At 69.4% G+C, this 20,526-nt stretch carries 2 protein-coding genes; both read left to right on the top strand.

What is annotated here, in order from left to right; translation table 11 throughout:
- The first annotated feature begins 146 nt into the window (after positions 1 to 146).
- Entirely contained in the window at positions 147 to 10,850 is a 10,704-nt protein-coding gene (locus JD77_RS15175) for a non-ribosomal peptide synthetase (RefSeq protein WP_145774981.1), read from the top strand.
- Between the two features lie 16 nt (positions 10,851 to 10,866).
- Positions 10,867 to 20,520, top strand: a complete 9,654-nt coding sequence (locus JD77_RS15180) for a non-ribosomal peptide synthetase (RefSeq protein ID WP_170286448.1) — start codon at positions 10,867 to 10,869, stop codon at positions 20,518 to 20,520.
- Positions 20,521 to 20,526 lie beyond the last annotated feature (6 nt).

Below are 20,526 nucleotides of genomic sequence, written 5' to 3' on the forward strand. Positions count from 1 at the left end.
CTGGTCCCGGCCGGCTTCCGACAGGCAGGGGTCAGCCCGATACGACGACGGCCGCCGCCGACAGACGGTCCGCGACTCATTGGCATATCCAAAGGTCTGCCTGTGAACGCAGGTGGACCTCGGCAGCAAAGGGTGTCCGATCCGCAATGAGCGAGGAAATCGTTGAAGCACGCTACCCGATGACTCCCACGCAACAGGGAATCATGTTCCAGAGCGACTTCGGTGGGAGGCCCGGGCTCTTCCACGTGCAGGTGGAGTACCGCATCGAGCAGGAGCTCGACGTCGAGGCGTTCCGCCGGAGTTGGCTGCATGTCATGGAGCGCCACACCGCGCTGCGTACGGGCTTCCGTGACCTGCAGAGCACGACCCCGTTGCAGGAAGTGCATCAGCGGTTGGACGTTCCCTTCGCCGTCGAGGACTGGCGCGGGCTCAGCGCCGAGGAGCAGCGCAGCCGGCTGCAGTCCTACAAGCAGCGGGATCTCGCCAGGGGCTTCTCCCTGGCGGAGCCTCCGCTGTGGCGACTCCACGTCGCCCGGCTCGACGAGGCGTGCTACCAGGTCGTCTGGAGTCTTCACTACATCGTCCTGGACGGGTGGAGCCAGACGATCATTCTTCGCGAGGTCGAGTCGTACTACGGCCACCTGACGGCAGACCGGCCGCTGGAGCTGCACCCGGCGACGCCGTACCAGGAGTACGTGCGGTGGTTGGGCCGCCAGGACATCGATCAGGCCGAGCGCTACTGGACCGCCGAGCTGGAGTCGGTCGCGCCTGCCGCGCCGCTGCCGATGGAGCGGAAGGCCGCCGCCGGCGAGGAGCCGAACGCCGCGGCCGCGCCGGCCGACTACGACCAGACCCGGCTACTGCTCGACGAGGGGGAGACGGCCCGCCTGTCGGCGGTGGGCGAGCAGCACGGTCTGTCGCTCGAGACGATGATCCAGGGCTGCTGGGCGCTGCTGGTGAGCCGGTACACGGGGGCCCCGGAGGTGGTCGTCGGGGCGACGGTGTCGGGCCGCTCGGGTGACCTACCGGGGGTCGAGCAGGTGGTCGGCCTGCTCATCAACACGCTTCCGCTGCGGATCCAGGTGCCGCAGACCATGCCGTGGGCCGAGTGGATGCACCGGGTGCGACGGCAGTACGCCCAGATCCAACGGCACGAGCACAGTCCGATGCTGCTCGTCCAGCAGTGGAGCGAGATCGGGTCGGGCAACGCGCTGTTCGAGAGCGTCGTCTCCGTCGAGCACGGCGTCCAGCCGGAGCCCGGCCAGCGGCTGCCGATCACCGGGCGCCGGGAGGAGACCCGCGTCCCCTATCCGCTGAACGTCGTCGTCACCCCGGGCGAGCGATTGGCGATCACCATCCACTTCGACACCCGGCGCTTCGACCGGCGGACGGTCGAGGGGATGTTGGGGCACCTGCGCCAGATCTGCTCGGATCTGGTGCGGCTTCCGCATGCCCGCCTGGCGGAGATATCGGTGCTCACGGCCGCGGAGCACTCCCGGCTGGTCTACGAGTGGAACGACACCGAGAAGCCGTACGCCCGGGATCTCTGCATGCACCAGCTGTTCGAGCGGCAGGTGCGGCGGTCCCCTGATGCTCCGGCCCTGTTCTTCCAGGACCGGAGCTGGACGTACGCGGAAGTCAACAGGCAGGCGAACCAGATCTCGCACTACCTCAAGGGGCTCGGCGTCGGCCCCGGCGTCCACGTCGCGATCCTGATGGAGCGCGCCGCGGAGATGATCCCGGCCCTGCTGGGCATCCTGAAGGCGGGCGGGATCTACGTGCCGCTTCAGACGGGTGCCCCGGTGAAGCGCTGGCACGGAATCCTCGACTCGCTGGGCATCACCTGCATCCTCACCCAGCGCGCCCTGGTGCCCTCGCTCCTTACGGCCGATCCGCTGCCCGAGCTCGCCCACATCGTGTGCGTCGACGACGCCGACGAGGACTCCGAGCCCCTGCAGCCGCAGCCCTACCGCCTGCACGCGCCGGCCGACATCGCCCGCATGCCGCAGGACGACCTGCCGCTCCAGGGGACCTCCCAGGACCTCGCCTACATCATCTTCACGTCCGGTTCGACCGGCACCCCGAAGGGGGTCATGGTCGAGCACCGCGCCGCCATCAACCTGATCGAGTGGGTCAACGACACGTTCTCCGTCGGCCCCGACGACCGGCTGCTGTTCATCACGTCCCTGAGCTTCGACCTCTCCGTCTACGACATCTTCGGCATTCTCGCGGCCGGTGGGTCGATCCGCCTGGCGGCCAAGGAGGACATCCAGGAACCGACCCGGCTGCTGGACATCCTGGCGACGGAGCCGATCACCTTCTGGGACTCGGCGCCCGCCGCGCTCATGCAGCTCGTGCCGTTCCTGCCGGGGAGCGACAACGCGGCGGGACAGGTCGTGTCGACCTCGCTGCGCCTGATCTTCATGAGCGGGGACTGGATCCCCGTGAACTCGCCGGACATCATGAAGGCCGCATTCCCCAACGTCCAGGTCATCGGCCTGGGCGGTGCGACGGAGGCGACCGTCTGGTCCAACTTCTTCCCGGTCCACCAGGTCGACCCCGCCTGGACGAGCATCCCGTACGGCAAGCCGATCCAGAACGCCTGCTACTACATCCTCAACGAGAACCTCCAGCCCTGCCCGGTCGACGTGCCGGGCGACCTCTACATCGGCGGCGACTGCCTGAGCCTCGGCTACGCCGAGGACCCGCAGCTCACCGCCAGCAAGTACATCGCCTCGCCCTTCAGCGCCCAGCCCGGCGCCCGTATCTACAAGACGGGCGACATGGCCCGGTGGCGTGCCGACGGGAACCTGGAGTTCCTGGGGCGTACCGACTCCCAGGTCAAGATCCGGGGATACCGCATCGAGCTCGGCGAGATCGACACCGTGCTGAGCCGCCACCCCGTCGTCAAGACCGCGGCGACACTGGTGCGCACCGACCAACCCGGCGGCGCCTCTCTCGTCTCCTTCGTGGTGCTGGACCCGCTGCACGCCCAGTCCGCCGTCGAAGGGAAGGAGGCGGGACTGCTCGACGATCGGCTGCAGCACTGGCAGCAGGTCTACGACGCCTTCGACGAGCTGGAGGTCGCGCCCACCGAGGACGGCGCCGACTACTCGGGCTGGAACAGCAGCTACACCGGCCAGGCGATCCCGCTGGAGGAGATGGAGGCCTGGCGGCAGGACACCCTGGCCCTGGTACGCGCCTACCGGCCGCAGTCGCTGTTGGAGATCGGCTGCGGCACGGGCCTGCTGCTCTTCCCGCTCGCCCCTGACTGCGCTCGCTACTACGGCACCGACTTCTCCCGTGCCGTGCTGGAGTCCGTCCGCAGGCGCCTGGACGGGATGCCGCAGCTCCGCGACTCCGTCACGCTGCTCCAGCGGCAGGCCGACGACTTGGCCGACCTGCACACCGAGGCCGTCGACACGGTCCTCATCAACTCGGTCATCCAGTACTTCCCCGACATCCACTACCTGGTGCGCGTCCTGAACGGCGCCCTGGAACGGGTCGACCCCGGCGGACGCATCATCGTCGGCGACGTGCGCAGCCTCCCGCTGCTGGAGGCCTTCGCCGCCGCCGTGGAACTGAGCCGCGCGTCGGAGGCGACGTCCCGCCAGGAGCTCTGGCAGCGGGTACAGCAGCGCGTACAGCAGGAGAAGGAGCTGACGCTCGACCCGTCCTTCTTCCGGGACTGGGCGGCGAGCACCGGTCGCATCTCCCGGGTCGAGATCCGCCTCAAGCGCGGCCGCCACCGCAACGAGTTGACGCAGTTCCGGTACCAGGTGGTGCTGCACGTCGGGAAGCCGGTTCCCGCCGACCGGGCCCCCGAGCCGCCGGGCGCCCCGGAGCAGGACTGGTCCGCCGCGGGGCTGACCCTCGCGGGCCTGCGCGAGTTGTTGGAGCGGGACCGGCCTGACCGGCTCCGACTGCGCGACGTGCCAAACGCTCGCGTCGTCGCGGCGACGCAGACCCTGCGTTGGCTCAAGGGCGAGTCGAGCCTGGAGTCGGTCGAGGCGTGGCGGGCCCAGGCCCCGGCCGCCGGCGGCGTCGACCCGGAGGACGTCTGGGAACTGGCCGAGCAGCTCGGCTATGACGCGACGATCAACTGGGGCCGCCACGGCGTGGACGGCGGCTACACGGTCCTACTGCGGCGCGCGGACGCCGAGTGCGTCGAGATGGACGACGACGAGCGGATCGACCCGACCACGGGCGACGACGAGCCCGACTGGCAGCGCTACGCCAACCACCCGCTCCGCGCCGAGATCGAGGACCTGCTGATCCCGCAGATCAAGGCGTACCTGCAGGAGCGCCTGCCCGACTACATGGTGCCGGCCGACCTCGTCGTCCTCGAGAACCTGCCGATCACGTCGAGCGGGAAGCTGGACCGCCGGGCCCTGCCGTTGAACCAGCCCGCCCCGACGGGCGGCTCGGGCGCGTACGTGCCGGCACGCACCACGACCGAGGGACTGCTGGTTTCGATCTACGAACAGGTCCTGTCGCGGAGCCCCATCGGCATTCACGACGACTTCTTCGAGCTGGGCGGTCACTCCCTCCTCGCGGTGCAGCTCGCGGCGCGCATCCGTCGGGTCTTCTCCGTGGACCTCCCCGTCCGCACCTTCTTCGACCTCCCGACCATCGCCCGGATCGCGCCCGAACTCCAGCGACTCCAGCAGGAGGCGCAACCGCTGCAGATGCCGCCGCTGGTTCCCGCGTCCCGGGACACGCCGGTGCCGGCGAGCTTCGACCAGCAGCGGCTCTTCTTCCTCGACCGCCTGAACCCGGGCAGCACCTTCTACACCATCAACTGGCTCATCCCCCTGGCCGCCTCCGCGCCCCGGGGCGTCATCGAGGCCGGCCTGCACGAGATGATCCGTCGCCACGAGAGCCTGCGGACCACCTTCCACGAGGAGAACGGCCAGGTCTGGCAGGTCATCGCGGACGACTGGCAGGTCGAGCTGCCGGTGCTCGACCTCTCCACGGTTCCCGCCGACCAGCGAGAGACGAGGGCCAAGGAGGAGATCCGCGAGCTGTGGGGACAGCCCTTCGACCTGGCGCAGGGGCCCCTGCTGCGCGCCATGCTGATCAACCTCTCGGACACCGAGCGGCTCGTGGTGCTCGGCGCCCACCACATCGTGTTCGACGGCTACTCGATCGGCCTGTTCAGCCAGGAGTTCCTGCAGCTGTGCCACGCGCTGACCACCGGTGCGCCCGATCCCCTTCCCGAGGTGGCGATCCAGTACGGCGACTACGCGGTGTGGCAGCAGAACTGGCTGCGCGAGGAGTGGATCCAGTTCCACCTGGCCTACTGGAAGGAGCAGTTGGCCGAGGCTCCCGACCTGCTCACCCTGCCGACCGACTTCCCGCGGCCGGAGGTGCAGCGGTATCAGGGGTCGTTCCTGCGGCGGCAGTTGTCCCTCGACCTGACCGAGAGGATCAAGCAGTTCAGCGGTGAGGCGCAGGTAACGAACTACATCACGATGCTCGCCGGCGCCGCCGTGCTCCTGGCCCGCTACAGCCGGCAGGACATGGTCGTGCTGGGCGTGCCGATCGCCAACCGCCACCGCGTCGAACTGGAGCCGATGATCGGCTTCCTGGTCAACACGGTGGCCCTCTGCGTCGACCTGCGGGGCAACCCCACCTTCTCGGAGGTGCTGCTGCAGGTCCGCAGACAACTGTTCGACGCGCAGGCGCACCAGGAGATCCCGTTCGACCGGGTCGTCGAGGCGCTGCGGCCGGAGCGCAACCTGAGCTACAGCCCCATCTTCCAGGTGATGGTCGCGGACGAGAGCATCTCACTGCTGGAGCACGCGCCGGACTCCGTGCCGCCGGCGCCCTGGATGCGCGACCTCGTCGAAGAGGGGATGAGCCTGCGCATCTCGCGCTTCGACATCGTGCTCATGGTCCGCGAGGACTCCGCCGGGCTTCGGCTGGGCTTCGAGTACAACACGGACCTCTTCAGGGAGCGCACGGTCGGCCGCATGGCCGACCACCTCCAGGAGCTCCTGGAATCGGCGCTCGCGCAGCCCGAGCGGCCGGTTCAGCAGCTGTCGATGCTGCCCGAGGACGAACGTGCGCAGATCGTCGAGCAGTGGAGCGGCGTCCGCACCGAAGGCACGCCGCGGCTGGAGTACCTCCACGAGCTGTTCGAGGCGCAGACGAAGCGGACGCCCGACTCGATCGCGGTGGTCTACGAAGAGGAGCAGGTCAGCTACGCCGAGCTGGACGGCCGCGCCAACCAGTTGGCGCACTGGCTCCAGGGGCAGGGCGTCGGCCCCGACGTGCTGGTCGGTCTGTGCGTGGAGCGTTCGGTCGAGGTGATCGTCGGCATGCTCGGCATCCTGAAGGCCGGCGGGGCCTACGTGACGCTGGACCCCAACTATCCGAGGGACCGGCTGGCGTTCCTCATCGAGGACGCGGGACTGAGGCTCATCCTGACGCAGTCCCACCTGCAGGAGCGGCTGCCGGCAGAGGGCGTTCCCACGCTCTGCCTGGACAGCGGCTGGTCCGCGGTGGCCCAGGAGTCCCGGGAGACGCCACCGAACGACCTGACCCCGGAGAACCTGGCGTACATCATCTACACGTCGGGCTCGACCGGCCGCCCCAAGGGCGTGATGGTCGCCCACCGCTGCATCAACAACATCGTGCCCTGGCAGCGCGAGAACCCCTGCTTCAGCACGCCGCACAACGTGCTCCAGGTCGCCTCGTACAGCTTCGACTTCTCGGTCTGGGAAATCAGCATGCCGCTGGTGACCGGCGGCACCCTGCACATCCCGAGGCGCGGCACCCGGATGATCGGCTCCGACCTGCACGACGTGGTGGTCGAGCGGGCCATCGAGAGCCTGAACTTCACGCCGAGCGCTCTGGCCACCCTGCCGAAGGCCGACCTTCCGCACCTGCGCACCATCGTGCTCGGTGGCGAGGCGTTCTCGGCCGACCTCGTCCGTACCTGGGCGCCGGGGCGCAACTTTTTCAACGGGTACGGCCCGACGGAGACCACCGTCTTCTCCAACGGGACCCGGCTCGACGAGAACGCCGACGTCGTGCACATGGGCCGCCCGATCACCAACGTCGAGCTCTACGTCCTCGACTCCTGCATGCAGCCGGTGCCCGTCGGGGTGCCCGGTGAGCTGTACATCGGCGGCGTCGGCGTCACGCGCGGATACCTGAACCGCCCCGAGCTGACGGCTCAGTACTTCGTCGCGAACCCGTTCGGTGGGGACGGAAGCCGCCTGTACAGGAGCGGGGACCTGGTGCGGTACCTGCCCGACGGCAACATCGAGTACCTCGGGCGGATCGACCACCAGGTGAAGATCCGTGGGTTCCGGATCGAGCTGGGTGAGATCGAGAGCGCGCTCGCCGAGCACCCGCAGGTGGAGGGCGCCGCGGTGCTGGTCCACGAGGAGGCGGGCACCAAGCGGCTGGTCGCCTACGTCGCCTCGCCCGAGCCCCTGTCCCCGGAAGCCCTGCAGGCCTTCCTGGGCGATCGACTGCCCAGCTTCATGGTGCCCAGGATCTTCCTCTGCCTGGACCAGCTACCGCTCAGCTCCAACGGCAAGCTCGACCGGCGGGCCCTGGCCGCGATCCCCTGGGAGCAGCACGCCGCTACTCCGATGGGGGAGTACACCGCTCCGCGCAATCTCGTGGAGCAGCGGTTGGCGGAGATCTGGGGGGCCGTGTTGGCTGCGGCCGACCCGGTGAGCATCCACGACAACTTCTTCGCGCTGGGTGGCGACTCGATCCTGAGTCTTCAGGTGATCTTCCGGGCGAAGCAGGCGGGTCTGCACTTCAGCGTCAAGCAGTTGTTCCAGCACCAGACGATCGCCGAGCTGAGCCACGTGGTGGTGCAGCAGGACGCGGCGAGTGTGCAGGCCGAGCAGGGCCCGGTGACCGGGCGGGTGGAGCTGACGCCGATCCAGCGGTGGTTCTTCGCGCAGGAGTTCGACCGGCAGGAGCATTTCAACCAGTCGCTGCTGTTGGAGGTGCCGGCGGAGCTGACGCCGTCGCAGTGGCAGCGGGTCCTGCGGCGGCTGCTGGAGCACCACGACGGGCTGCGGGCGCGTTACGTCCAGGGCGCGGACGGCTGGCAGGCGGAACTGGTGGCGCCGCCGGAGTCGGTGACCTGCCAGGTCTACGACCTCTCGTTCGCGCCGGCCCAGCGGGCCCAGCTGCTGGACATAGCGCGGCAGGTTCAGGCGAGCCTGGTCCTCGCCGAGGCGCCGCTCTTCCGCGCCGTTCTCTTCACCGGGCTGAAGGACGGCCGTCATCGTCTGCTGCTGGCGGTGCATCACCTGGTGGTGGACGTCGTCTCGTGGCGGGTGCTGCTGGAGGATCTGGCGGCGCTGTCCGAGCAGGTTCGGCAGGGGCAGGAGCTGGCTCTTCCGGCGAAGTCGAGTTCGTGGCAGCAGTGGGCGGCCCGGCTGCGGCAGGAGGCGTCGAGCGACACGACGCTGGCGGAGGTTCCGTACTGGCTCGAGCAGGTCGAGCCCACCGAGCCGCTGCCGCTGGACGACGACCCGGACCGCGACGGCGCGCTCGGCGGCAGCCGGGCGTGCGAGGTGAGCCTGGGCCGGGAGGAGACGCGGGCCCTGCTTCAGGACGTTCCGGCGGCGTTCAACACCCGGATCAACGATGTGCTGTTGACGGCGGTGGCCGCGGCGTTGGGGTCCTGGACGCGCGGCACGCACGTGCGGGTCGACCTTGAGGGTCACGGGCGGGAGGACCTGTTCGGCGACATCGACCTGTCCCGCACGGTCGGCTGGTTCACGACGATCTCGCCGGTGCGGCTGCCGGTGCCGTCGGCGACCGCCCCGGCCGAGGGGTTGAAGGAGATCAAGGAGCTGTTGCGGCGGCGGCCGCGGCAGGGCATCGGCTACGGGCTGCTGGTCAACAGCCAGTCCGACGCCGCCGCCCAGCTCCGGCGGGCCCCCGCCGCGCAGGTCAGCTTCAACCACCTCGGAGCCTTCGACGGGGCCGACAGCTTCGCCGCCGCCTACGGGGCGGTCGACTCGGACATCGCCCCGGAGAACCGGCGACCCTACCTGCTCGAAATCGTGAGCCTCGTGCGAGACGGCGAGCTGCGGATGCAGTGGACCTACCACGAGGCGGCCCACCAGCAGCAGACCGTCGAGCGGGTGGCGCGGCAGGCGTTGGACGTGCTCGTCCGGCTCGCCGGCGAGACCCGCCGGCCGGACCTCAGCGGCTACAGCCCGTCGGACCTGCCGATCAGTGGCCTGACCCAGCCGGAGATCAACGACCTGGTCGGCCAACTGCGGGCGCTGCCCGCCTGGCGGAACAGCGAGCTGGCCCGCCCGCTGGAGGACGTCTACCCGCAGACGCCGCTGCAGCAGGGCCTGTGGTTCCAGAGCCAGTTCGCCCAGGGCCAGGGTCTCTACCACGTCCAGATGATCCACGACATCGACCTGGACCTGCAGGTCGAGGTGTTCCGCCAGAGCTGGGCGGAGGTCATGCGGCGTCACCCGATCCTGCGCACCAGCTTCTGGTCCAGGCCGGGACACGAGGCGATGCAGCTGGTCTGGCGGCAGATCCCGGTTCCGCTGGAGACGCAGGACTGGCGGTCCGACTCGCCCCAGCAACAGCGCGAGCGCCTGGACGCGTACCTGAAGCAGGACCGCATCCAGGGCTTCGAGCCGAACGAGATCCCCCAGTGGCGCATGCTGCTGGCCCGCACGGCCGACGAGCATTACCAGTTCATCCTGAGCATGCACCACGCCATCCTCGACGGCTGGAGCTACGCCCTGCTGCTGTCCGAGGTCGTCCAGTGCTACGAGGCGCTCAGCCACGGCCGCCAGGATCTCGCCCAACCGGTGCGCCCCTACCGGGACTACGTGGCCTGGCTGCGCGAGCAGGACATGCGGGAGGCCGAACACTACTGGCGCGGGATGCTGCAAGGGATCGAGGAAGCCGCCCCGCTGAGCATCGAGCGGCACGACGTGGCAGCGGCCGCGGAGCCGAGGGAGCACGTCGAGACGAGCGTCCTCTTCGGCGAAGAGGAGAGCATCCGTCTGCAGGAACTCGCACAGCGTCACCGGCTCACCCTCAACACGATCATGCAGGGCTGCTGGGCACTGCTGCTCAGCCGCTACGAGGACACCGACGACGTCGCTTTCGGGGTGGTGGTCTCGGGCCGGCCCGCGGAGGTGCCCGAGGTCGAACGGTCGAGCGGCCTGTTCATCAACACCCTGCCGCTGCGGGTCCGCGTTCCCGGGGAGAAATCCTGGATCGACTGGATGCGGGGCCTGCAGGAGCAGAACATCCAGCTGCGGCAGTACGAATACAGCCCGCTCGACCAGGTGCAGCGCTGGAGCGGCCTGCCCTCCGGCGCGGAGTTGTTCAACACCCTGTTCGTGTTCGAGAACTATCCGGTGGAGCAGCCGCGCGACACCGCGCTGCGGCTGACCAAGCCAGAACGCTCGGAGGAGCGGATCCACTACCCGTTGGGCGCCGTCGTGGTGCTGCGGGGCCAACAACTGCACCTGACCGTGCAGTACGACCCTCGGCGCTTCGAGCCGGAGACGATCGACCGGGTAATGGCACATTTCCAGTACCTCTGCGCCCAGATGGTCGAGTCGCCCGAGGCTCCGCTGGCCCAGTTCTCCATCCTCACCGAGCAGGAACGCCGCCAACTGCTCCAGCAGTGGAACACCCCGTCGGACGACTCGGACATCAACGCGGACCCTGATCTGGCGGCCATCGCCGAAGGCATAGAGCAGTCAGCCGACCCGGAGCTTCTCGCGCAACTTCTTGCGGAGATCCAGGGGCTCTCGTCGGACGACCTACTCGCACAGATCCAGGATTCTTCGCCTGCTGCAGAGAAGAGTGAAGCCAATGAGTGAGCGTCTCCCTCAGCAAATGTCGCAGCTCTCTCCGGAGCAGCAGAAACTGCTGCGTCTGCGCCTTGCGCAGATGAAGCAGCAGGCGGAGCGCCCGACATGTTTCCACGAGCTGTTCGAGGAAAAGGCCCGTCGCTTCCCGGATCGCGTGGCCGTGGTCTCCGGGGACACGCAGCTGAGCTACGCCGCTCTCGACCGGCTGTCGAATCAGCTCGCCCACCGGCTGCGGGGCCAGGGCGTCGGGCCCGAGACGCTGGTCGGGCTGTGCGTCCCGCGGTCCCCGGAGATGGTGGTCGGCCTGCTGGCCATCCTCAAGGCAGGTGGCGCGTACGTTCCGCTCGACCCCACGTACCCGCGTGAGCGTCTCGCGTACATGGTCGCGGACTCGCAGGCGCGGGTGCTGCTGACCCGGCAGTCCCTGGCCGAGCTGCTGCCCGACTCCGGCGCGACCGTGCTGGACGTCGAGACGGTGTGGCCGCGGTTGGCCGACCACCCCGCGGACGCTCCCGCGACCGGGGTCACCCCGGACAACCTGGCCTACGTCATCTACACGTCCGGTTCCACCGGTCAGCCCAAGGGTGTCCAGGTGCCGCACCGCGGCATCCGGTTCATCTCGCAGTGGCACCGGGAAAACTACGGCCTCGACACGCCCCGGCGGGTCATGCAGGGCACCCCGCTCAGCTTCGACATCTCGGTCTGGGAGATCACCGTTGCCCTGCTCTCGGGCAGCGTTCTCGTCCTGCCCCCGGCAGACCTGCGGATGATCGGCGGTGACCTCGCCGACTTCGTGAGCGAGCAGGCGATCGAGAACATCTCCATCACTCCGTCCGCCCTCGCCACCCTGCCGCCGGCATCGCTGCCGTCGCTGCAGTTCATCAGCGTCGGTGGCGAGTCCTGCCCGCTCGACCTCGCCCGGGCCTGGGCCACCGACCGCGCCTTCTTCAACGGTTACGGGCCGACGGAGACCACGGTCGGTGCCAGCATCGCGCGCTACGGAAAGGACCTGGAGCGGATCCACATCGGCCGGCCCATGCCCAACACCCAGGTCTACATCCTCGACTCGCGCCTGCAACCGTTGCCCGTCGGCGTCGCCGGGGAGCTCTACATCGGCGGCAGCGGCGTGACCCGCGGCTACCTGGGACGGCCCGACCTGACCGCCGAGGTCTTCATCGCCGACCCGTTCGGCAAGCGCCCGGGTAGCCGTCTCTACAGGACCGGCGACCGCGCCCGGTTCCTCCCGGACGGGAACATCGAGTTCCTCGGGCGGATCGACCACCAGGTGAAGATCCGTGGGTTCCGGATCGAGCTGGGTGAGATCGAGAGCGCGCTCGCCGAGCACCCCCAGGTGCAGAGCGCCGCGGTGCTGGTCCACGAGGAGGCGACCACCAAGCGGCTGATCGCCTACGTCGTCGCGCGGAGACCCCTGTCCCTGGACGCCATGCAGGCGTTCCTGGGTGACCGGCTGCCCAGCTACATGGTCCCGAGCATCCTGGTCCCCCTGGACCAGCTACCGCTCGACCCCAACGGCAAGCTCGACCGGCGGGCCCTGGCCGCGATCCCCTGGGAGCAGTACGCCTCCGGCGCCAAGGCGGAGTACGTCGCTCCTCGCACCTACGTCGAGGAGCAGTTGGCGCAGATCTGGCAGGCGGTGCTGGGGGCGGCCGACCCGGTGAGCATCCACGACAACTTCTTCGCGCTGGGTGGCGACTCGATCCTGAGCCTTCAGGTGATCTTCCGGGCGAAGCAGGCGGGTCTGCACTTCAGCGTCAAGCAGTTGTTCCAGCACCAGACGATCGCCGAGCTGAGCCACGTGGTGGTGCAGCAGGACGCGGCGAGTGTGCAGGCCGAGCAGGGCCCGGTGACCGGGCCGGTCGAGCTGACCCCGATCCAGCGGTGGTTCTTCGCCAAGGAGTTCGTCCGGCAGGAGCACTTCAACCAGGCGTTCCTGCTGGACGTGCCGGCGGAGCTGACGCCGGAGCAGTGGCAGCGGACGCTGCTTCGCTTGCTGGAGCACCACGACGGGCTGCGGGCGCGTTACGTGCGGGGCGAGGACGGCGGTTGGCAGGCCGAGCTGGCCGGGGCGCCGGAGACGGTGCCGTGGCAGGTCCACGACCTCTCCGCCACGCCGGCGGCGGACCGGGCGGACCAACTGCTGGAGATCACCAGGCAGGTCCAGGCCAGCTTCGATCTCGCCGATGGCCCGCTGGTCCGCGCCGTGCTGTTCACGGGGCTGGCGGACGGTAGGCATCGTCTGCTGCTGGCGGTGCACCACCTGGTGGTGGACATCGTTTCCTGGCGGATCCTGCTGGAGGACCTGGCCGCGCTGTCGGAGCAGGTCCGGCAGGGCCAGGATCTGGTGCTGCCGGCGAAGTCGAGTTCGTGGCAGCAGTGGGCGGCCCGGCTGCGGCAGGAGGCGTCGAGCGACACGACGCTGGGCGAGCTTCCGTACTGGCTCGAGCAGGTCGAGCCGGTCCAGCCGCTCCCGCTGGACGGCCCCGACAGCGACAACACGGTCAGCCGCAGCCGGGCGTGCGAGGTGAGCCTGGGCCGGGAGGAGACGCAGGCTCTCCTTCAGGACGTCCCGGCGGCGTTCAACACGCGGATCAACGACGTGCTGCTGACCGCGGTGGCCGCGGCCCTCGGGTCGTGGACGCAGGGCACGCACGTGCGGGTCGATCTCGAGGGCCACGGGCGCGAGGACCTGTTCGACGACGTCGACCTGTCCCGCACGGTCGGCTGGTTCACGACCGTCTCGCCGGTGCGGCTGCCGGCCCCGTCCGCCGCCGACCCGGCGGCGGGGCTCAAGGAGATCAAGGAGCTGCTGCGCCGGCGGCCGCGGCAGGGCATCGGCTACGGGCTGCTGCTGAACAGCGAGACCGAGGCCGGCGCGCGGCTGCGGCAGGCCCCCGCCGCGCAGGTCAGCTTCAACTACATCGGGGAGCTCGACGGGCCCTTCACCGGCAACTTCGCCCTCGCCCAGGAGGCCATCGGCCCGGACGTCGGGTCGGAGAACCAGCGTCTCTACCTGATCGACATCGTGAGCCGCATCCAGGACGGCGAGCTGCGGATGCAGTGGAACTACCACGAGGCGGCCCACCAGCAGGAGACGATCGAGCGGGTCGCCCGGCAGGCCCTGGACGTGCTCGGCCGGCTCGCCACCGAGGCCCACCGCCCCGGCGTCAACGGCTACAGCCCCTCGGACCTGCCGATCAGCGGCCTGACCCAGCCGGAGATCAACGACCTGGTCGACCAGCTGCGGGCGCTGCCCGCCTGGCGGAACAGCGAGCTGGCCCGCCCGCTGGAGGACGTCTACCCGCAGACGCCGCTGCAGCAGGGCCTGTGGTTCCAGAGCCAGTACGCCCAGGGCCAGGGCCTCTACCACGTCCAGGTGGTGCTGGAGATCGAGCAGGACCTGCAGGTCGAGGTGTTCCGCCAGAGCTGGGCGGAGGTCATGCGGCGTCACCCGATCCTGCGCACCAACTTCTGGTCCGTTCCCGGTCACGAGGCGATGCAGCTGGTCTGGCGACAGGTGCCGGTGCCGCTGGAGGAGCAGGACTGGCGGTCCGACTCGCCCCAGCAGCAGCGGGAGCGCCTGGACGCGTACCTGAAGCAGGAGCGCGCCCGGGGCTTCGACCCGTACGAGATTCCCCAGTGGCGCATGCTGCTGGCCCGCACGGCCGACGACAACTACAGCTTCGTCCTGAGCGCCCACCACACGATCCTCGACGGCTGGAGCAACAGCCTGCTCCTGGCCGAGGTCGTGCAGTGCTACGGCGCGCTCCTCCAGGGCCGCCAGGCGGCGCTGCAGCCGACCCGTCCCTACCGCGACTACGTCGCGTGGCTGCGGAAGCAGGACATGCAACAGGCCGAGCGGTACTGGCGCGAGCTGCTGCAGGGGGCCGAACAGGCCGTTCCCCTCAGCGTCGAGAAGAAGAGCGAGCCGGCGGCGCGGGACTCGGATCAGCCGACCATGCGTCTGGCGACCACGTTCCTGGGCGACGAGGAGACGACCGAGCTCCAGAAGCTGGCCCAGGACCACCACCTGACCCTCAACACGGTGCTGCAGGGCTGTTGGGCCCTGCTGCTGAGCCGGTACACCCGCAGCGAGGACGTCATCTTCGGCACCGTGGTGTCCGGGCGCCCTCCGGAGTTCGAGGGCGCCGAGCGGATGGTCGGCCTCTTCATCAACTCGCTGCCGATCCGCGTGCAGGTACCGGGCCGGGCGCGCCGGCTCGACTGGCTCCAGCGGCTGCAGGAGCAGAACACCCAGATGCGCCAGTACGAGCACAGCCCGCTGCTCCAGGTCCAGCAGTGGAGTGAGATCCCGGCCGACGGGCAGCTCTTCGACAGCCTCTTCGTCTTCGAGAACTACCCGCTCCAGGAGGACGAGGCCGCGGCCCTGCGCCTCAAGCTGACCGACGCGGAGGAGCGGACCCACTTCCCGCTCAACGTGGTGGTCAACCCCGGAGAGCGGCTCGGGCTCAGCATCCTCTACGACACCAGCCGCCTCGACGGCGAGACGGTCGAGCGCATGCTCGCGCACATGCTCCAGACCTGCCGCGAGCTGACCAACTCGCCGCAGCTGAGCCTGGCCGAACTGACCATGCTCACCGAGGGCGAGCGGGGTCGCATCCTGAACGAGTGGAACACCGCCACGACGACCACCACCGATCCGGAGTACCTGCACGAGCTGTTCGAGGCGCAGGCGAAGCGGACGCCCGACTCGATCGCGGTGGTCTACGAAGAGGAGCAGATCAGCTACGCCGAGTTGAACGGCCGCGCCAACCAGCTGGCGCACTGGCTCCAGGGGCAGGACGTCGGCCCCGACGTGCTGGTCGGTCTGTGCCTGGAGCGCTCGATCGAGGTCCTCGTCGGCCTGCTCGGCATCCTCAAGGCGGGCGGCGGGTACGTGCCGCTGGACCCGAGCTACCCGACGGAGCGGCTGGCCTTCCTCGTCGAGGACGCCGGGCTGAAGGTCATCCTCACCCAGTCCCACCTCGAGGAGGGGGTGCCGGCGGAGGGCGTTCCCACGCTCTGCCTGGACAGCGGCTGGTCCGCCGTCGCCCAGGAGTCGCGGGAGACGCCGCCGAGTGCGCTGACCCCGGAGAACCTGGCGTACATCATCTACACGTCGGGCTCGACCGGCCGGCCCAAGGGCGTGATGGTCGCGCACCGCTGCGTCAACCACATCGTGCCCTGGCAGCAGGAGCACGACTGCTTCACCAGGCGGCAGCACGTGCTGCAGGTGGCCTCGTACAGCTTCGACTTCTCGGTCTGGGAAATCATCATGCCGCTGCTGACCGGCGGCACCCTCTACATCCCGAGGCACGGCCTGCGGATGATCGGCACCGACCTGCACGACATCGTGGTCGAGCGGGCCATCGAGAACCTCAGCTTCACCCCGGGTGCCCTGGCCACCCTGCCGACGCCGGATCTCCCGCACCTGCGCACCCTGGTCGTCGGCGGCGAGGCCTACTCGGCCGACCTCATCCGCACCTGGGCGCCGGGCCGCACCTTCTTCAACGTGTACGGCCCGACGGAGACCACCGTCTTCGCCACCGGCACGCACATCGACGAGAACCTCGACGTCCTGCACATGGGGCGCCCGATCACCAACGTCGAGCTCTACGTCCTCGACGCCCACATGCAGCCGGTGCCGGTCGGAGTTCCCGGTGAGCTGTACATCGGCGGCGTCGGCGTCACGCGCGGGTACCTGAACCGCCCCGAACTCACGGCCGAGTACTTCGTCGCGAATCCCTTCGGCGAGCCCGGCAGCCGGCTGTACAAGAGCGGCGACCTGGTGCGGTACCTGCCCGACGGCAACATCGAGTTCGTCGGGCGGATCGACCACCAGGTGAAGATCCGTGGGTTCCGGATCGAGCTGGGTGAGATCGAGGCCGTGCTCGGCCTGCACCCGCAGGTACGCAACTGCGCCGTACCGGTGCTTCCGGGTGAACGGGGCCAGCGGCTGGTCGCCTACGTGGAGCCCGAGCCGGGAGCGTCCGACATCACCGATGCGCTGCGCGCGTACCTGGGCGAGAAGCTGCCCAGACACATGGTTCCCGCGGCCTTCGTCTGCATGGAGCAGCTGCCGCTCAACCAGAACGGGAAGCTGAACCGGCGCGCGCTCCCGCTTCCCGAGGAGGCGCCGGCGGCGACCCTGGCCGCGAACGCGCTGCCACGCACCAGGACCGAGGCCCTGCTGGCGACCGTCTTCGAGCAGGTGCTGGGCCGCGCCCCGGTCGGCATCTTCGACGACTTCTTCGTCCTGGGCGGCCACTCGCTGCTCGCGGTGCAGGTCGTCGCCCGCATCCGGCACGCCTTCGGCGTCGAGATGCCGATCCGTCTGCTCTTCGAGCAGCCGACCATCGCGAAGCTCGCCGGCGAGTTGGAGCGCCTGCAGCAGGACCAGGCTCCGCAGCGGGTGGCCCCGCTGGAGCCGGTCTCCCGCGACCAGCCGTTGCCCGCCACGTTCGACCAGCAGCGGCTCTGGTTCATGGACCGCCTCAACCCGGGCAGCGCCTTCTACACGATCGGCTGGCTGCTGCACTGGCCCGACGCGCTGGAGTCGGCGGCGCTCCGGCGCGCCCTGCGGGATCTGACCACGCGCCACGAACCGTTCCGTACCACCTTCCACGAGCACGACAGCCGGGTCTGGCAGGTGATCGCCGAGGAGGCCGAGGTCGCCCTGACCGAGGCGGACCTCTCGTCGACCCCGCGGGAGGAGCAGCAGGAGTCGGCGAGGCGGCTCATCCACGAGTGGTGGAGCCGGCCCTTCGATCTGGCGCGGGGACCGCTGCTGCGGCCGTTGGTCGTTCGCCTCTCCGCCACCGAGGCGGTCCTGGTGTTCAGCGCCCACCACATCGTCTTCGACGGCTACTCGATCCGGCTCTTCAACGGGGAGCTGCGGGAGCTCTACCAGGCGGCCGCGACCGGCGGCTCCCCGTCGCTGCCCGCGCTCGCCGTCCAGCACGCCGACTACGCCGTCTGGCAGCAGCAGTGGCTCGAGGAGGAGCGACTGCGCCCGCACCTGGACTACTGGAAGGAGCAGCTGGCCGAGGCGCCCGAGCTGATCACGCTGCCCCTCGACAAGCCGAGGCCGGCGGTGCAGAGCTTCCGGGGGGCCAACCTGGCCCGCTCGCTCTCGCCCGACGTGACCCAGCAGCTGAAGCGGGTGAGCGGTGAGAACCAGACCACCCACTTCATCACGGCACTGAGCGCGTTCGCCGTTCTCCTGTCGCGCTACAGCGGGCAGGACAAGGTCGTCATCGGTGTTCCGGTCGCCAACCGGAACCGGATCGAGACCGAACCGCTGATCGGCTTCCTGGTCAACACGGTCGCCCTCTGCGTGGATCTGCAGGGCAACCCGGGATTCGCGGAGGTGCTGAAGCAGGTCCGGTGGAAGCTGCTGGAGGCGCAGAGCCACCAGGAGATCCCGTTCGAGCGGATCGTCGAGGAGCTGAACCCGGAACGCAGCTCGAGCTACAGCCCGATCTTCCAGGTGATGTTCACCGGCCTCGACAAGCTCTTCGAGGAGCTGCCCGAGGACCAGGAGGAACCGGCCTGGATGCGGGACATCCTGGAGGAGGGCATCGGGGTCGCGAAGTTCGACCTCCTGTTCAGCATCCAGGAGAAGGCCGGTGCGCTGCAGTACGCCTTCGAGTACAGCACCGACCTGTTCGAGGAGCGCACCGTCGCCAGCATGGCGGAGCACTTCGAAACCCTGATCCAGGCGGCGCTGACCTCGCCCGACAAGCCGGTGTCCGAGCTGCCGCTGCTCAACGCCGCGGAGGTCGTGCGGCGGCTGGAGGAGTGGAACGCGACCCGGGACGACCGGTGGCTGCGGCCGGCGACCCTCCACGAGCTGTTCGAGGCCCAGGCGCGCCGGTCGCCCGACCACATCGCCCTGTCGTACGAGGAGCGGACCCTCACCTACGCGGAGCTGGACCGGCACACCAACCAGCTGGCGCGGACCCTGCGCGCGAAGGGCGTGGGACCCGAGGCGCGCGTCGGCATCTGCGCGGAGCGGTCCCTCGAGCTGGTGATCGGCCTCCTCGCCATCCTGAAGGCCGGCGGTGCCTACGTCCCGCTCGATCCCGACTACCCGGCGGACCGGCTCGCCTTCATGGTCGGGGACGCCCAGATCCAGGCGGTCCTGGTGCAGCCGCAGACCCAGGAGCGCATCGAGTCACTCGTGGGTGCGGACGTCCCGCTGGTCCAGCTCAGCGGCGACGGGGCGGAATGGCCGCAGGAGAGCGCCGAGCCGCTGGTGAACCTCGCCGGGCCGGACAACCTCGCCTACGTCATCTACACGTCCGGCTCGACCGGCAGGCCCAAGGGCGCCATGCTCGGCCACCAGGGCATCTGTAACCGCCTGCTCTGGATGCAGGACACCTACTCGCTGCAGAGCGAGGACCGGGTACTGCAGAAGACCCCGTTCAGCTTCGACGTCTCGGTCTGGGAGTTCTTCTGGCCGCTCATCACGGGCGCCCGGCTGCACGTCGCCCGCCCCGACGGGCACCGTGACCCGGCCTACCTCGCCGAGGTGATCGACCGGCAGCGGATCAGTGTCCTTCACTTCGTCCCCTCGATGCTCCAGTCGTTCCTGGAGCAGCCGGCCGTGGCCGAGCGCTGCCGGAGCATCAGGCACGTCATGTGCAGCGGCGAGGCCCTTCCGCTCGACCTGCAGGAGCGGTTCCTTCGCCACCTGCCGAACGTGCGCCTGCACAACCTCTACGGGCCGACCGAGGCCTCGGTGGACGTGAGCTTCTGGGAGTGCCACCCCGTCGAGGGGGCGACCACCGTACCCATCGGCCGTCCGGTCGCCAACACCCGGCTCTACGTGCTGAACCCGGCCATGATGCCGGTGCCGGACGGCGTCATCGGCGAGCTGTTCATCGGCGGCGTGCAGCTGGCGCGTGGCTACCTCGGTCGACCGGACCTGACCGCGGAGCGCTTCGTCGCCAACCCCTTCGGCGAGGGGCGGCTGTACGCGACCGGCGACCTGGCCCGCCACCGGCGCGACGGCGTCATCGAGTACGTCGGGCGCAAGGACCACCAGATCAAGATCCGGGGCCACCGCATCGAGGTCGGCGAGATCGAGGCCGTCCTGGCGCAGCACCCCGCGCTCCAGTCCTGCCTGATCACGGTGCACGAGGTCAGCGCCGCGGACAAGCGGCTGGCGGCCTTCTACACCGTGAACGAGGAAACGACGGTCACCGTCGAGGAGCTGAAGGAACATCTGCGCCAGCAGCTCCCCGAATACATGGTTCCGACCTACTTCGTCGACCTGCCGGAATTCCCGCTCAGCCCGAACGGGAAGGTGGACCGCAAGGCTCTGCCATCCCTTTCCTCGATCGTGCGGCAGACGCAGGAACGGGAGAGCTTCGTCGCTCCGAGAACGGAGACCGAGCGGGCGCTGGCCGAGATCTGGACGAAACTCCTGAACGTGGAGCGGGTGGGCGTCCACGACGACTTCTTCGATCTCGGCGGCCATTCACTGCTGGTGGCCTCCCTGGCGACCGAGGTGCAGTCGTCCTGGGACGTGTCGTTGATGCTCCCGATCGTCTTCCAGAACCGAACCCTGGAGGCCCTCGCCCAGGTGATCGACGAGAGCCTCGCCGGAGGCGACGGGGAGGAGATGGATGCGGACGATCTGTTCGACCTGGACTGACGTCAC

Source organism: Micromonospora olivasterospora, from assembly GCF_007830265.1.
Taxonomy (GTDB): domain Bacteria; phylum Actinomycetota; class Actinomycetes; order Mycobacteriales; family Micromonosporaceae; genus Micromonospora; species Micromonospora olivasterospora.

What these genes read in the sequence shown, in the direction of transcription:
- JD77_RS15175 (WP_145774981.1), top strand. Translation starts at nt 147, where the DNA reads ATGAGCGAGGAAATCGTTGAAGCACGCTACCCGATGACTCCCACGCAA.
- JD77_RS15180 (WP_170286448.1), top strand. Translation starts at nt 10,867, where the DNA reads ATGTCGCAGCTCTCTCCGGAGCAGCAGAAACTGCTGCGTCTGCGCCTT.